The sequence below is a fragment of the Sulfitobacter sp. 15WGC genome (assembly GCF_005068605.1).
Classification (GTDB): Bacteria; Pseudomonadota; Alphaproteobacteria; order Rhodobacterales; family Rhodobacteraceae; genus Sulfitobacter; species Sulfitobacter faviae.
Window position 1 is genome coordinate 44,939 of the sequence record NZ_SZNL01000020.1, and the last position, 15,601, is coordinate 60,539.

Sequence of the window (15,601 nt, forward strand, 5' to 3'; positions counted from 1 at the left end):
CAGCATCTCGCGGATGCAGTGGTGAAGATCGTGGAGCGGGGGCAGGCGTCGCTGAGTGACGATCGCGGGGCGAAGAACCCGTATTGAAGTTGCCACCGGGCCCGGAATCAAGCCGCAGGCGCCGGGCATCGCCTGCCCGCCCGGACGGGGAGGCGATTTAGTGAGGCTGGGTATGCCATTTTGAGGGTGCGCCATGGCAGATCAATAAAGTGGTATGAATTAAGGTTTGGTTCGCCACCCCGCGGGCAGGCGATGCCCTACTTCCATACTGTATACGTAAAAAGGCGGGGTTGCCCCCGCCCTATAATTCAACTCACATCTTTATAATTAATCTCGCGCTTGTCCGTGCCGCCCTTCTCGCGCCGCACCAACAGGCGGCCCAGCGCGTGGATATAGGCCCGCACGCTCGCCACCACGGTATCGGTATCCGCCGACTGGCCGGTCACGATGCGGCCCTCTTCCTCCATCCGCACGGAAACCGTCGCCTGCGCGTCGGTGCCTTCGGTCACCGCATGCACCTGATAAAGCTGCAACCGCGCGGAATGCGGCACCAGCGCCTTGATGCAGTTGAACGCCGCATCGACGGGGCCGTCGCCGGTCTGGTTCGTGGTCTGCTCCGCACCGTCGATCTCAAGCACCATATCGGCGGTCTGCGGGCCATCGGTGCCGCAAACGACCTTGAGCGATTTCAGGCGAATGCGGTCTTCCTCGGGGTCCGTCGCGGTGCGCATCAGCGCGATGAGGTCATCCTCGTAGATTTCCTTCTTGCGGTCGGCCAATTCCTTGAACCGCACAAAAACATCCTTGAGCTGGTTGTCGCCCAGTTCAAACCCGAGGTCTTCGAGCTTGGACCGCAACGCGGCGCGGCCCGAGTGCTTGCCCATGACGATGTTGGTCTCGGTCAGACCCACGTCCTCGGGGCGCATGATCTCGAAAGTCTCGGCGTTCTTCAGCATGCCGTCTTGGTGGATGCCGCTCTCATGGGCAAAGGCGTTCTTGCCGACAATGGCCTTGTTGAACTGCACGGCAAAGCCCGAGACGGCGGCGACCCGGCGCGAGATGTTCATGATCTTGCGGCTGTCGATGCGGGTCTCATAGGGCATGATGTCGTTGCGCACTTTCAGCGCCATGACGACCTCTTCGAGCGCCGTGTTGCCCGCGCGTTCGCCCAAGCCATTGATGGTGCATTCGATCTGCCGCGCCCCGGCCTCGACGGCAGCGAGGCTGTTGGCCGTCGCCATGCCGAGGTCGTTGTGACAATGGGTGGCAAAGACGATCTCATCCGCGCCGGGCACGTTTTCCAGAAGCTTCGCGATCAGATCGGCGCTCTCGCGCGGGGCGGTGTAGCCCACGGTGTCGGGGATGTTGATCGTCGTGGCGCCCGCCTTGATGGCGATCTCCACCACCCGGTAGAGGTAGTCGAGCTCGGTCCGCGTGGCATCCATCGGCGACCATTGCACGTTGTCGCAGAGGTTGCGGGCATGGCTCACCGTCTCATGGATGCGATCGGCCATCTCGTCTTGGGTGAGGTTCGGAATGGCGCGGTGCAGGGGCGAGGTGCCAATGAAGGTGTGAATGCGCGGCTGGGCGGCGTGTTTCACCGCTTCCCAGCAACGGTCGATATCGCCCAACTGCGCCCGGGCAAGGCCGCAGATCACGGAATTCTGGCTCTGCCGCGCGATTTCGGAAACCGCTTTGAAATCACCTTCTGAGGCGATGGGAAAACCGGCCTCGATGATGTCGACGCCCATCTCATCCAAGAGCGAGGCGATCTCAAGCTTCTCGGCATGGGTCATCGTCGCCCCGGGGGATTGTTCGCCATCCCGCAAGGTGGTGTCAAAGATCAGCACACGGTCCTGTTTCGTCATATCTGTCATCCTGGGTTCTTTCTTTGCTGGTATCCTTGGCGCGCAACACATCCCTCTGAGCGGGCGCGCCGAAGGGCACGCTCAGAGGCGGATTAGGTGCAGCAAGTTGGCGCGCAGCAGGCCCGCGCAGTTGCGCGGCAGGGTCGGGATATGGACGGCCTGTGTCATGGGAGTAGTTATACGCCCGTCTTTTCAAATGAAAAGGGGGTGTTGCGGCTTTTGTTTGCCCCTGCGTCAGCGTCGCCTATCTGCCTATAAGCAAGGGAGATCAGGATGGAGCGACAAGCGATACCATGGGCGGCGGCATGAGCGCGCGGGTGCTGGTGATCGGGGCCAGCGGCGGGATCGGCGCGGCGCTGAGTGCGGCTCTGCGTGCGCGCGGCGATACGGTGACGGCCCTGTCCCGCGCGGGCGATGGTCTGGACCTGACGGATGAGGCATCGGTCAATGCCGTGCTGGAGGGGCTGAGCGGCCCTTTCGACGCGGTGATCGTCGCCACCGGCGCCTTGGAGATCGACGGGGCCACGCCAGAGAAATCGCTGCGTGCCGTCACGCAAAAGGCGATGCTGGATCAATTCGCGCTGAACGCGGTCGGCCCGGCGCTGGTGCTGCGCCACGCGGCAAGGCTTTTGCCCCGCGACAGGCGGGCGGTTTTCGCCGTGCTCTCGGCGCGGGTCGGCTCCATCGGGGACAACCGTCTGGGCGGGTGGATCAGCTACCGCAGCGCCAAGGCGGCGGTGAACCAGATCGTGCATACCGCCGCGATCGAGCTGACGCGCTCCCATCCGCAGAGCATCTGCGTCGCGCTGCACCCCGGCACGGTCGAGACGCCCTTTACCGAGAAATACCTTGGCCGCCATCCCGCCGTCCCACCGGAAGAGGCGGCGGGCAATCTGCTGCGCGTGATCGACGGGCTGACCCCGGAGGAGAGCGGCGGGTTCTTTGACTGGGCCGGAAAGGCGGTGCCGTGGTGAGCCGTTTGATCTTGGTCTTGGGCGATCAACTCTCGCTAAACCTGTCGTCCCTGCGCGCGGCGGATAAGGCATGCGATGTGGTGGTCATGGCCGAAGTGGCGCAAGAGGCGGAATATGTCCGCCACCACCCTAAGAAGATCGCGCTGGTCTTTGCCGCGATGCGCAAGTTCGCGCGTGCCTTGGAGGAAGACGGCTGGACGCTGCGCTACACCCCCTTGGACGATCCCGAGAATGCGGGTTCCATCGTGGGCGAATTGCTCCGCCGTGCGGAAGAGACGGGCGCGGGTGAGGTGATCGTGACCGAGCCGGGGGAGTGGCGGCTGATCAACGCGCTGACCCACGCGCCGATCCCCACACGGCTTGTGCCGGATGACCGTTTCATCGCCAGCCGCAAACGGTTTGAGGATTGGGCCGAGGGGCGCAAGGCGCTCAGGATGGAGTATTTCTACCGCGAGATGCGCCGCGAGACGGGGATGTTGATGGAGGGCGACGACCCCGCAGGCGGAAAGTGGAATTTCGACCACGACAACCGCAAACCTCCGAAGGAAGGGCTGGATATCCCCGACCCGCTGACCTTCGCCCCCGATGCCGAGGTGGAGGCGGTGCTGGAACTGGTGAGCGCGCGCTTTGGCGACAACTTCGGCGATCTGCACCCCTTTGACTTTGCCACGACGCGCGCGGAAGCCTTGCAGGTGCTGGCGCATTTCATCGCCCACGCTTTGCCGCGTTTCGGCGACTATCAGGACGCGATGCTGGAGGGGCAGCCCTATCTCTTTCATGCGCTGATCTCACCCTATCTCAACCTCGGGCTGCTGGACCCGTTGGAGGTCTGCCGCGCTGCCGAGGAAGCCTGGCAGGCGGGAGAGGTGCCGATTAACGCCGCCGAAGGGTTCATCCGCCAGATCCTCGGTTGGCGCGAATATGTGCGCGGCATCTATTTCCTCGAAGGGCCGGACTATGTGGTGCGCAACGTGCTGCGCCACGACCGGGATCTGCCCGACTTCTATTGGGGTGCCGACACGCAGATGAATTGCCTGCGGCAGGCGATTGGCCAGACCCAGAAACACGCCTATGCCCACCATATCCAACGGCTGATGGTGACGGGCAATTTCGCCCTGCTGGCCGGGGTCGACCCGCATCAGGTGCATGAGTGGTATCTGGAGGTCTACGCCGACGCCTATGAATGGGTCGAAGCGCCCAACACGGTGGGCATGAGCCAATTCGCCGATGGCGGGGTGATCGCCTCGAAACCCTATGTCTCCTCCGGGGCCTATATCAACCGCATGTCGGATTACTGCAAAGGGTGCAGCTATAGCGTCAGCACCAAGGCGGGGCCGAAGGCCTGCCCCTTCAATCTGCTCTACTGGCATTTCCTTGACCGTCACCGCGAGCGGTTTCAGGGCAACATGCGGATGAAAAACATCTATGCCACTTGGGATCGTATGGACGCCGACCGGCGCGAGGCGGTTCTGCGCGATGCGGATAAATGGTTGCAGCGGTTGGACGCGGGCGAGACGGTCTAGGCCGTCGCTGCTTTCAAACGCAGGCCGGGAACGGTTGGCCCCTTGCGCGCCTTTGCCACCGCGATCCGCCCTGCAATCCTCTGCGCGCTCTGCGGCGCGTAGCCGGCCGCCACACAGTCATCAACGTGGCCGCCGTCCTCCAGCAGGATGCGCAGGATCGCGTCCTCGGCACCGGCCTCTTCCGTGTCGGGGGTCGGGCTGGGCGCTTGCCCATGCATCCATGCCCGCACCTTTTTGCTGCGCCAGTCGCAAAGCGCCCGCACCTCGGTTTGGTAAAGGTCTTTGACCGGGTTGAAATCCCCCATCAGGGCCGCAATCCCCATGGCGGCGGCGGATTTGTTCTGTGCGGTGAGCAGCATCTCCCCCGCGTCATCGGCCAAGGCGTGCAGCATCAGGCCGCGCAGGGGAGGGGTGAGCGTCTCGGCGCTGACTTCTGCCCCGAGCGCAGCCAGTTCATCCCGCAGCGCGGCGTGCAGATGTTCTGACATCGGCACGTCAATCTGGCGGACATTCTCGGCCCCCAAGGCATCCCGCGCGATTGCCGCCGCGAGCGCGGTATCGTTCCCCCCGGCCTGTTCGATCAGCACTTTGGAAACGCCGGTTTTGGCAACATAGTCCCGCAGCCCCACGACCAAGGCGCGGTAGTCCCGTTCCAGCGCCTCCGGCTGCGGCGCGAAGGCGCTTTCCACGATCCGCCAGCCCTCCGGCCCGCGCTCCAGATCGACATGGGCAAGCGCTGTGTCGAAGGCAGGCATCTGCAATGCCAGCTTGCCGCCGGGGTTCAGCGCGAATGTGGCACCATCGAAAACCGTCTCACCCTCGCCGCCGGTCATGTTGAGGTGGATCACCGGCAGTTCCGTCTCGATCACCCGCGCGACCATGTGGTTGAGGCGCCGCTCCATCGCGCCGCGCAAATGGGGCGCGGCATGGGGGATCAACAGCAGTTCGGCCCCCGTTTCGGCCTGCGTTTCGGCCACGTCGCCCGTCTCACAATCCGCGCCGATGGGAGAGCCGATGCGCAGCCCCGCCACCGCATAGGGGCCGCTGATCGGCGCGGGATCGAAGGGCGTGCGCGGTCGGGGCGCGTGTTGCAGCACCCTGTGCGCGATCTTTCCACCTTGCAGGAGGAGGTATGCGTTGTGGAGCTTGCCTGCCGCGACCCACGGCGCGCCAAGTGCCAAGGCGGGGCCATCGGCGCAATGCGCGGCCAGCGCTTCAAGCTGCGCCAAGACATCGCGCTGAAAGGCAGGGTTTTGCGACAGCCCTTGCGCGTCATGTCCGGTCAGGAAAAGTTCGGGCAGGGCGACCATCTGCGCGCCTGCATCGCGCCCGGCCTGCCATGCGTCGCGGGCCAATGCCGCGTTTCCGGGCAGATCACCGGCGGTGGGGTTCAACTGCCCGAGGGTGAGGCGGAAACGGTCTGACATGGCAAGGCTCCGGGCTGGCTGGCACCGGGTGGATCTAGCAGATCGGACCGGGGGCGAAACCCCCGTGCGCAGAGCTGACCCGCAGCACCGGGTGCGCGGGATCCGCCCAAACCGGCGTGCCCCTCTTGCAAACACGTTGCCTCTGCCCTCTATCACCCGTAACCTCGGGCCAAATGCCACTTAACGAGATCGGGAATTTCCGCCCATGTTGCACCGCAGCCTGCCCCTCTGTCTGATCGCCCTTCTGGCCACGCCGCTTGCGGCGCAGGACGGGCAGGTGCTGACCAAGGAATATGACGACGGCGGCATCTATGAGGGCACCTTTCAAGGCGGTCTTCAGCATGGCACCGGCACCTATAAGCTGCCCAATGGCTATGAATACTCCGGCGAGTGGGTCGAGGGGGAGATCAAGGGCGAAGGTGTCGCACGTTTCCCCAACGGATCGGTCTATGAGGGCAATTTCGCCAAGGGCAAGCCAGACGGTCTGGGCAAGATCACCTTTGCCGATGGCGGCACCTATGAGGGCGAATGGGAAGCGGGCGCGATCATGGGGCAGGGCGTGGCGATCTACGCCAATGGCGTGCGCTATGAGGGCGAGTTCCGCAACGCCAAACACCACGGCAAGGGCGTGATGCAAAGCCCCGGTGGCTATGAATACAAGGGCGATTGGGTCGATGGCGTCAAACAGGGCGTGGGCACGATCACCTACCCCGATGGCGCGGTCTATGAAGGGGAGATTGAAGCCGGTAAACGCAGCGGCGAAGGCACGCTGACCATGCCCGACGGGCTGGTCTATGTGGGGAAATGGAAAGACGGCCAGATCGACGGCACCGGCACACTGACCCAACCCAATGGCGACGTCTACGAAGGCACGCTGGTCGCAGGCCGCCGTGAGGGCAAGGGCAAGGTCACCTATGAAAACGGTGACACCTATGAGGGCGATTTCAAGGATGACCGCCGCGACGGGCAGGGCACATTTACCGGCACCGATGGCTATGTTTACACCGGCTCTTGGGTGGCCGGGCAGATCGAAGGCGAGGGGCAGGTGACCTATCCCGACGGGTCGGTCTATGTCGGCACCTTCCGCAATGATCTGGCCGATGGCATGGGCAAGATCACCTATCCCGATGGCTCGACCTATGAGGGCGAATGGGTCGCCGGGGTGATCGAGGGCGAGGGGATCGCCACCTATACCAACGGCGTGGTCTATGAAGGCGCGTTCAAAGATGCCCGCAACCACGGCCAAGGCGTGATGACCTATGCAGATGGCTACCGCTATGAGGGCGGCTGGCAGGACGGCCAGCGGCACGGGCAGGGCAAGGCGACCTATCCCGATGGCACCGTTTACGAGGGGGCCTTCAGGAACGGCCAGCGCCACGGGCAGGGCAAGATCACCATGGCCAGCGGTTTCGTCTATGAGGGCGAGTGGACCGAGGGTGAGATCGAAGGGCAGGGTGTTGCGACCTATGCCAATGGCGATGTCTATGAGGGCACCTTCAAAGCGGGCAAGCGGCAGGGCAGCGGCACCATGCGCTATGCCAGCGGCGAGGAAGCCTCGGGCGAATGGGAGAATGGCGCGCTGAGCGATGGGTCCGCCGGGGCCGAAACCTCGGAGGCGGCGGAGGCGGCTTCGGAAGAGGCTGACGGTGAAGAAGCGGCCACCGAAACACCCGCGCCCGAAGACAGCACCGACGCGGATACGTCAGAGGCTACGCCCACGCAGACCGGCACCGCAGCAGACGGGGGCTGACCCCCCCGCCTTTGCTGGACAACGCCCGCGCCCTGTGGCAATCCCGCGCGCAACAGGAGTACGCCAGATGTCCAACCCCACAATCACCCGTTTCGCCCCGTCCCCCACTGGCTATATCCATGTGGGCAACCTGCGCACCGCGCTGATGAACTACCTCATCGCGCGCAAGGCGGGCGGCACTTTCATCCTGCGCATCGACGACACCGATCCCGAGCGCAGCAAGGAAGAATATGTCGATGGCATCAAGCAAGACCTCGAATGGCTGGGTCTGGAGTGGGACCGGGTCGAGCGCCAGTCCGAGCGGCTGGACCGCTACCACGCCGCCGCCGATGACCTGCGCGAAAAGGGCCGTTTCTACGAGGCTTTCGAGACGCCGACAGAGCTGGACCTCAAGCGCAAGAAACAGCTCAACATGGGCAAGCCGCCGGTCTATGACCGCGCCGCGCTGAACCTGTCGGGCGAAGAGAAAGCTGCCCTTCGGGCCGAACGTGGTGATGGTGTCTGGCGCTTCAAGCTGGATCACGCGCGGATCGAATGGGACGATGGTATCCTTGGCGATATTTCCATCGATGCGGCTTCGGTCAGTGACCCGGTGCTCATCCGCGGCGACGGGCAGATCCTTTATACATTGGCGAGCGTTGTGGATGACACCGAGATGGGCGTGACCCATGTGGTGCGCGGCTCGGACCATGTGACCAACACCGCCACGCAAATCCAGATCATGGAGGCGCTTGGGCAGGGTAATGTCCCCTCCTTCGCGCACCACTCGCTGCTGACCGGCCCACAGGGCGAGGCGTTGAGCAAGCGTTTGGGCACATTGGCGCTGCGCGATCTGCGCGAGCAGGGCGTCCAGCCCTTCGCGCTTCTGAGCCTGATGGCGCGGCTCGGGTCCTCCGATCCGGTGGAACTGCGCACGGATATGGCAGAGCTGATCGACGGCTTTGACATCAACCGCTTCGGCTCGGCCCCGACGAAATTCGACGTGGCTGACCTCTTCCCGCTGACTGGGCGCTACTTGCAGCAATTGCCGCTGGAAGCCGTGAAAGACGACATCACCGCCCTCGGCGTGCCGGAAGACAAGGCCGCGCAATTCTGGGCCGTGACGCGCGAGAATATCTCGACCCTGAAAGACCTCGGCCCCTGGTGGGCCATGTTCCGCGACGGGGCGGAGCCGGTGATCGCCGAAGAAGACCGCGAATTCGTGGCGGAGGCCATGCTGCTGCTGCCCGAAATGCCTTTCGATGAGACCACTTGGTCCAGCTGGACCGCAGCGGTCAAGGAAGCCACGGGCCGGAAGGGGCGCGGGCTGTTCCGGCCACTGCGTCTGGCGCTGACGGGGCAGGAGCACGGGCCGGAGATGGCGCAGGTGATGCCGCTGTTGCAGGTGGTGAAGGCGCGCGGCTGATTGGCGGGCTTGGGGGCTTGAGGCAGCCTCCCGGGGGCGCTGCCCCCGGACCCACGAGGGTATTTAAGAAAGGATGAAGGAGGTTTTGGGGGGGGCGTGTTTTGGCCCTTAGAAGTTCCTTGCGGCGAAGGTTGTTTCGGCGCGTTCTTTGATCTGCACTGATAGGCGTTCCATGTGGTGGTCGACCACGGCGGTTTCCGCCTCTGTCAGCGTTTGGTGGCGCGGGTAGAGGGGGGCTGCGCGGTCGTCGAGGATGGGCGTGTCCCAGCCGTCGGTCGTGTCGAAAAAGCGTGCCGCGCCCTCGGTGCCGAATTCGCGCAGGAAGCCTTGGACCACCACATCGAGATAGCTGAGCAGGATGACGTGATCGCCGTGGGTCACCGCGATGTCGGCGGGGATCGCGTAATGGGCGATGTCGGGGGCGGGGGTCAGGTCATGCACCACCGCGCCGCCTGAGGCGTGGCGTTCGTAGCTGTATTCGCGTTTGTCCAGCGCGGCCCAATCCGCGCCCGGCACGGCGGCGATCAGCCCGTCGATGCGGGTAGCGGGGTGCTGCACCACGGAAAGATAGACGATATCGCGGCCTTCGGTGCGGACCCATTGGCGGCGCCAGCCGTCGAGCTGCGCCGGGCGGGCATCGGGGTAGCTATGGGTGTTGCGGTTCACGAGGCTGCCGTAGCCAAAGAAATAGGGGGTCATGTGGGGTGCTTTCCATCTGCCGTGTTGCCGGTAAGAAAACATGTGTCGCACCCGCTCACAAGCATGCTTGACGCAGAGGTATGCCCCAGCATACGAAAGGCCCAATCGTCACGGGAGAATCGGTTAACACCGATGCCGAAGGAGCAACCGCCCCGGAAACTCTCAGGCCCCAGGACCGTGATGTGACCAAGACTCTGGAGAGGGGCGCGGATGCGCACGCCGAAGGGATAACGATCTCAGGCGGAAGGACAGAGGGGGCATCAGGCGCGGCATTTGCGGCGCTAAGGTGCCGGCATGGTCAAAAGGTCATCCGGAAGCGACAGGAAAGGCGAACCGGATGAGCGATCTCAAGCAGACGGAATTGCATGATTTGCATGTGGAACTGGGGGCCAAGATGGTGCCCTTCGCGGGCTATTCCATGCCCGTGCAATACCCCCTTGGTGTGATGAAGGAACATCTGCACACCCGCGCCGCCGCCGGGTTGTTCGATGTGGGCCACATGGGGCAGGTCGTCGTTCGAGCGAAGTCTGGCAGCTATGAGGATGCGGCCTTGGCGATGGAGCGGCTCGTGCCGGTCGATGTGCTGGGTTTGGGCGAGATGCGCCAGCGCTATGCCATGTTTACCGATCCCAATGGCGGTATTCTGGATGACCTGATGTTGGCCAATCTGGGCGATCATCTGTTTGTCGTGGTGAATGCCGGGTGCAAGGATGATGACATCGCCTTGATGCGGGAGGCCCTGTCGGACAGTTGCGAGATCGAGGTGCTGGATGACCGCGCGCTGCTGGCGTTGCAGGGGCCGCAGGCCGAGGCCGCCTTGGCGCGGTTGCAGCCCTCGGTGGCGGATATGAAATTTATGGATGTGGCGCGGGACGTCGATCTTGATGGGATCACGGTCACCCTGTCGCGGTCGGGTTACACCGGGGAGGATGGCTACGAGATTTCCGTCGCCAATGGTGACGCGGTGGCGCTGGCGCAGAAGCTGTTGGCGATGGAGGAGGTCGAACCGATCGGCCTTGGGGCGCGCGACAGTCTGCGCTTGGAAGGCGGGCTTTGCCTTTATGGTCACGACATCGACACCACCACCACGCCGGTCGAGGCGGCGCTGAACTGGGCGATCCAGAAGGTGCGGCGCGAAGATGGCGCCCGCGCGGGCGGCTTCCCGGGCGCGGGGGTGATCTTGCAACAACTGGCCGACGGCGCGCCGCGCAAGCGCGTGGGGTTGCTGCCCGAGGGGCGCGCGCCGATGCGTGAGGGGGTCGCCATTTATGATGCCGCCGAGGGTGGCAATGAGGTTGGCCGCGTGACCTCGGGCGGCTTTGGTCCGACGGTTGGCGGCCCGGTTGCCATGGGATATGTCAGCGCCGAGCATGCGAAGGTCGACACCGCGCTTTGGGGCGAGGTGCGCGGCAAGCGCTTGCCACTGACTGTCACGAAAATGCCGTTCGTCGCGGCGAACTTCAAACGCTGAATCTACACAGGGAACTCCATTATGAAATTTACCGAAGAGCATGAATGGCTGCGCGTCGAGGGTGACGAAGTGGTCGTGGGCATCACCAACCACGCCGCCGAGCAGCTGGGCGATGTCGTATTCGTGGAACTGCCTGAGGAAGGCACCACCGTCAGCAAGGACGACGAGGTCGTCGTGATCGAATCCGTGAAGGCGGCGTCGGACATCCTTGCGCCCATCGATGGCGAGATCACGGAAGTGAACGGCGCGCTGACCGACAACCCCAGCATGGTCAACGACGACCCGCAGGGCGAGGCGTGGTTCTTCAAGATGAAGGTCTCTGACGCCAGCCAGATGGACGACTTCATGGACGAAGCCGCCTATCAGAAATTCATCGGCTAAACCGCCGCGCGCGCCGGGGGACCGGCGATGCTGATCACCTGCGTCGCCCCATGGGCGGCGCGCCACAAACAGGGGGCGCCCTGCCGCGCCGTGACGAGGAACCCGACATGAGCTTCAAGCCCACCGATTATCTGCCCTATGATTTCGCCAATCGGCGTCACATTGGCCCGTCCCCTACCGAGATGTCTCAGATGCTCGACACCGTGGGCGCCGAGAGCCTTGATGCGCTGATCGACGACACGCTGCCGAAAGCGATTCGCGCGAAAGAACCGCTCGACTTCGGCAAGGCGATGAGCGAGCGTGAGGTGCTCGAGCACATGCGTCGCGTGGCGGGCAAGAACAAGGTGCTCACCAGCCTGATCGGTCAGGGCTACCACGGCACCGTCACGCCCCCGGCGATCCAGCGCAACATCCTTGAGAACCCGGCGTGGTACACCGCCTATACGCCCTACCAGCCCGAGATTTCGCAGGGCCGCCTCGAAGCGCTCTTGAACTTCCAGACCATGGTGAGCGACCTCACCGGGCTGGAGATTGCCAATGCCTCGCTGCTCGACGAGGCCACGGCCTGCGCCGAGGCGATGACCATGGCGCAGCGCAGTTCGAAATCGAAGGCCAAGGGCTTTTTCATCGACGCCAACTGCCACCCGCAGAACATCGCCGTGATGAAGACCCGCGCCGAGCCTCTGGGCATCGAGGTCATCGTCGGTGAGCCCGAGGAGATGGAGGCCGAGAAGGTCTTCGGCGCGATCTTCCAGTATCCCGGCACCTATGGCCATGTGCGCGACTTCACCGATCACATGGCGGCCCTGCACGAGGTCAAGGCCGTGGGCATCGTCACCGCCGACCCGCTGTCGCTGACCCTGCTGAAAGAGCCGGGTGCCATGGGCGCGGACATCGCCGTGGGCAGCACCCAGCGGTTCGGCGTGCCCGAGGGCTACGGCGGCCCGCATGCCGCCTATATGGCCTGTAAGGATTCCATGAAGCGTGCCATGCCGGGGCGGATCGTTGGTGTCTCCATCGACGCCCATGGCAACCGCGCCTATCGCCTGTCGTTGCAGACTCGCGAGCAGCATATTCGCCGTGAGAAGGCCACGTCGAACGTCTGCACCGCGCAGGCGCTGCTGGCTGTCATGGCCTCGATGTATGCCGTGTTCCACGGGCCCGAAGGCTTGAAAGCTATCGCGCAGCGCATCCACCGCAAGACCGTGCGTCTGGCCAAGGGGCTGGAGGCCGCGGGCTTCGAGGTGCAGCCGGATGCCTATTTCGACACGATCACCGTCGAGGTTGGCCCCCTGCAGGCCGCGGTGATGAAATCCGCCGTGGACGAGGGCATCAACCTGCGCCGCGTGGGCGAGAACTGCGTCGGCATCACGCTCGACGAGCGCACCCGCCCTGACACGATCGAAGCGGTCTGGCGCGCCTTCGGCATCCGTCAGGCGGATGATGATTTCACGCCCGAGTACCGTCTGCCCGAGGGGCTGCTGCGCACGAGCGATTACCTCACGCACCCGATCTTCCACATGAACCGCGCCGAGACCGAGATGATGCGCTACATGCGTCGCCTCGCGGACCGCGACCTCGCGCTCGACCGGGCGATGATTCCCTTGGGCTCCTGCACGATGAAGCTGAACTCCGCGGCCGAGATGATGCCGGTGACATGGCGCGAGTTCTCGCTCATCCACCCCTTCGTGCCCGCTGATCAGGCGCTTGGCTACCGCGAGATGATCGACGATCTCTCGGACAAACTCTGCGAGATCACCGGCTATGACGCGATCTCCATGCAGCCGAACTCCGGCGCGCAGGGCGAATACGCGGGCCTGCTGACCATCGCCGCCTACCACCGTTCGAAGGGCGAGGGGCACCGGAACATCTGCCTCATCCCCATGAGCGCCCACGGCACCAACCCAGCCTCGGCCCAAATGGTCGGCTGGAAGGTCGTGGTGATCAAGACCGCCTCCAACGGCGACATCGACCTTGAGGATTTCCGCGCCAAGGCCGACCAGCACAGCGAGAACCTCGCCGGTTGCATGATCACTTATCCCTCGACCCACGGCGTGTTCGAGGAGACTGTGCATGAGGTGACCAAGATCACCCATGACCACGGCGGGCAGGTCTATATCGACGGGGCCAACATGAACGCCATGGTGGGTCTCTCGCGCCCCGGCGATCTGGGCGGCGACGTGAGCCACCTGAACCTGCACAAGACCTTCTGCATCCCGCATGGCGGCGGCGGCCCCGGCATGGGCCCCATCGGCGTGAAATCGCATCTGATCGCGCATCTGCCGGGGCACCCGAACGAGGAAGGCGCCGCCGTTTCGGCCGCGCCCTACGGCTCTCCCTCCCTGCTGCCGATCTCTTGGTCCTACTGCCTGATGATGGGCGGGGACGGTCTGACGCAGGCGACCCGCGCGGCGATCCTGAACGCCAACTACATCGCCAAGCGGCTCGAAGGGGCTTACGACGTGCTCTACAAAGGCCCCTCCGGCCGGGTGGCGCATGAATGCATCATCGACGTGCGCCCTTACGAGGAGACCGCGGGGATCACCAACGAGGATGTCGCCAAGCGTCTGGTCGACTGCGGCTTCCACGCGCCGACGATGTCTTGGCCGGTGGCGGGCACGCTGATGGTGGAACCCACGGAGTCCGAGACCAAGGCCGAGCTGGACCGTTTCTGCGATGCGATGCTGGCGATCCGCGAAGAGATCCGCGAGATTGAGGAAGGCCGCATGGACCGCGCCAACAACCCGCTCAAGAACGCGCCGCACACGGTGGAGGATCTGGTGGTGGAATGGGGCGACCGGCCCTACAGCCGTGAGCAGGGCTGCTTCCCGCCCGGTGCCTTCCGCGTCGACAAATACTGGCCCCCGGTCAACCGTGTCGACAACGTGCATGGCGACCGCAACCTGATCTGCACCTGCCCGCCGCTGGAGGATTACGCCGAAGCGGCGGAGTAAGGTTCAGACCCAGAAACCACCTAAGGGCGCGGGATCATTCCTGCGCCCTTAGCATATCCGCGGGCCGGGCGTTCAGCGCCTTCAGCGCGAAGCCCAGACCGGCCAGCACCGTGGCCAAGACGCCGCCCGCGATGATCAGCAACGCATTGGGCCAGACCACGGCGAAATCAGTCTCCATGACGAAATGGCTCACGGCCCAACCACCGGTGATCCCGGCCAGCAACGCCACCGCCCCGGCAAAGAGGCCGAGCAGCGCGGCGCGCAGCACAAAGCTGGTGGCGATGGCACGGCGCGAGGCGCCCATGGTTTTCAGCAGCGCCGCCTCATAGCTGCGCGCGCCGGTGCCTGCGGCGGCGGCCCCGATCAGCACCATGAACCCCGTCGCCAGCGTGGCCAAGGCGCCAAAGGAAATGGCCGAGGCGAGCCCGGCCAGCACCGCCGCCACCCGGTCGATCGCATCGCGCACGCGGATGGCGGTGATGTTGGGGTATTCGCTGGCAAGATCGCGCAGGATCGCGGCCTCCGCCTCGGGTTCGGCATAGACGGTCGAGATGAAACTATGCGGCGCGCCTGAAAGGGCGGCGGGGTTCATCGTCAGCACGAAACCGATCCCGGCGGTCGAGAAATCGACCTCGCGAAAGCTGGTGATCGTGCCGGTGATGTCGCGGCCAAGGATGTTGACGCTGAGCGTGTCGCCCAGTTCCAGCCCGATCTCTTCGGCCTCTTCGGCGGCAAAGCTGATCTGCGGATCGCCGCTGTAATCCTGCGCCCACCATTCCCCCGCCGTGATGCGCGTGTCTTCGCCCGGCTGCGCGGCATAGGTCACCCCCCGGTCGCCGCGCACGACCCAGTGATCGCCCGCGACGTCACGCGCGGGGCGTCCGTTGATCTGGGTGATCACGCCGCGCAGCATCGGCGCACTTTCGATGCGCGACACGGCCGGATCGCCCTCAAGCCGCGCGGTATAGCCGGGCATCTGGTCTTTCTGGATATCGACGAAAAAGTAGGAGGGCGCCACATCAGGCAGGTTGCCCGAGATTGCCCGGCGCAGGTTGCCGTCGATCTGACCCACGGCGGCCAGCACCGAGAGGCCGAGGCCAAGCGCCAGCACCACCGCCGTCGCCCCTTCGCCGGGGCCGCCGATGGCCG

At 64.5% G+C, this 15,601-nt stretch carries 11 protein-coding genes and 1 riboswitch; of the genes, 7 read left to right on the forward strand and 4 right to left on the reverse strand.

Annotation, left to right across the window (positions count from 1 at the left end; all coding sequences use genetic code 11):
• Positions 1-308: 308 nt before the first annotated feature.
• Positions 309-1,877, reverse strand: a complete 1,569-nt coding sequence (locus FCK22_RS15215) for a 2-isopropylmalate synthase (RefSeq protein WP_067265283.1) — start codon at positions 1,875-1,877, stop codon at positions 309-311.
• Between the two features lie 284 nt (positions 1,878-2,161).
• Here FCK22_RS15215 and FCK22_RS15220 point away from each other — a divergent pair, with 284 nt between their 5' ends.
• Positions 2,162-2,842, forward strand: a complete 681-nt coding sequence (locus FCK22_RS15220) for an SDR family NAD(P)-dependent oxidoreductase (protein ID WP_248646544.1) — start codon at positions 2,162-2,164, stop codon at positions 2,840-2,842.
• On the forward strand, positions 2,839-4,365 hold the full coding sequence (locus FCK22_RS15225; RefSeq protein WP_197470917.1) for a cryptochrome/photolyase family protein: 1,527 nt from the start codon (positions 2,839-2,841) through the stop codon (positions 4,363-4,365). The genes FCK22_RS15220 and FCK22_RS15225 overlap by 4 nt, the downstream gene beginning before the upstream one ends.
• On the opposite strand, the gene FCK22_RS15230 is transcribed toward FCK22_RS15225, so the two are convergent.
• A complete protein-coding gene (locus FCK22_RS15230) occupies positions 4,362-5,792 on the reverse strand; it encodes a nitrilase-related carbon-nitrogen hydrolase (RefSeq protein ID WP_067265279.1) in 1,431 nt (476 codons plus the stop codon). The genes FCK22_RS15225 and FCK22_RS15230 overlap by 4 nt on opposite strands.
• 205 nt (positions 5,793-5,997) lie before the next feature.
• Between FCK22_RS15230 and FCK22_RS15235 the strand changes: the two genes are divergently transcribed.
• Together FCK22_RS15235 and gltX are read left to right on the forward strand one after the other, a co-directional pair.
• Positions 5,998-7,542 (forward strand): 2-isopropylmalate synthase, encoded by a 1,545-nt coding sequence (locus FCK22_RS15235; protein ID WP_136720537.1) that lies wholly within the window; start codon positions 5,998-6,000, stop codon positions 7,540-7,542.
• 67 nt (positions 7,543-7,609) lie between these two features.
• Complete coding sequence (gene gltX / locus FCK22_RS15240; protein WP_067265275.1) at positions 7,610-8,947, forward strand: glutamate--tRNA ligase; 1,338 nt, start codon at positions 7,610-7,612, stop codon at positions 8,945-8,947.
• A gap of 108 nt (positions 8,948-9,055) precedes the next feature.
• Here gltX and FCK22_RS15245 read toward each other — a convergent pair whose 3' ends face one another.
• Positions 9,056-9,646, reverse strand: coding sequence for a gamma-glutamylcyclotransferase family protein (locus tag FCK22_RS15245; protein WP_067265272.1), 591 nt, complete (start codon positions 9,644-9,646; stop codon positions 9,056-9,058).
• Positions 9,647-9,747: 101 nt separating this feature from the next.
• A riboswitch (glycine riboswitch) is annotated at positions 9,748-9,834 on the forward strand.
• Between the two features lie 149 nt (positions 9,835-9,983).
• On the opposite strand from FCK22_RS15245, the gene gcvT reads away from it, so the two are divergent.
• From gcvT to gcvP, 3 genes are all read left to right on the forward strand, one after another.
• Positions 9,984-11,117, forward strand: a complete 1,134-nt coding sequence (gene gcvT, locus FCK22_RS15250; RefSeq protein WP_067265270.1) for a glycine cleavage system aminomethyltransferase GcvT — start codon at positions 9,984-9,986, stop codon at positions 11,115-11,117.
• Positions 11,118-11,138: 21 nt separating this feature from the next.
• Positions 11,139-11,498, forward strand: a complete 360-nt coding sequence (gene gcvH / locus FCK22_RS15255) for a glycine cleavage system protein GcvH (RefSeq protein WP_067265267.1) — start codon at positions 11,139-11,141, stop codon at positions 11,496-11,498.
• Positions 11,499-11,605: 107 nt separating this feature from the next.
• Positions 11,606-14,452 (forward strand): aminomethyl-transferring glycine dehydrogenase, encoded by a 2,847-nt coding sequence (gcvP, locus tag FCK22_RS15260; RefSeq protein WP_067265264.1) that lies wholly within the window; start codon positions 11,606-11,608, stop codon positions 14,450-14,452.
• Positions 14,453-14,486: 34 nt separating this feature from the next.
• Here gcvP and FCK22_RS15265 read toward each other — a convergent pair.
• The coding region (locus FCK22_RS15265) for an FtsX-like permease family protein (protein ID WP_136720538.1) at positions 14,487-15,601 on the reverse strand (1,115 nt) is incomplete at its 5' end.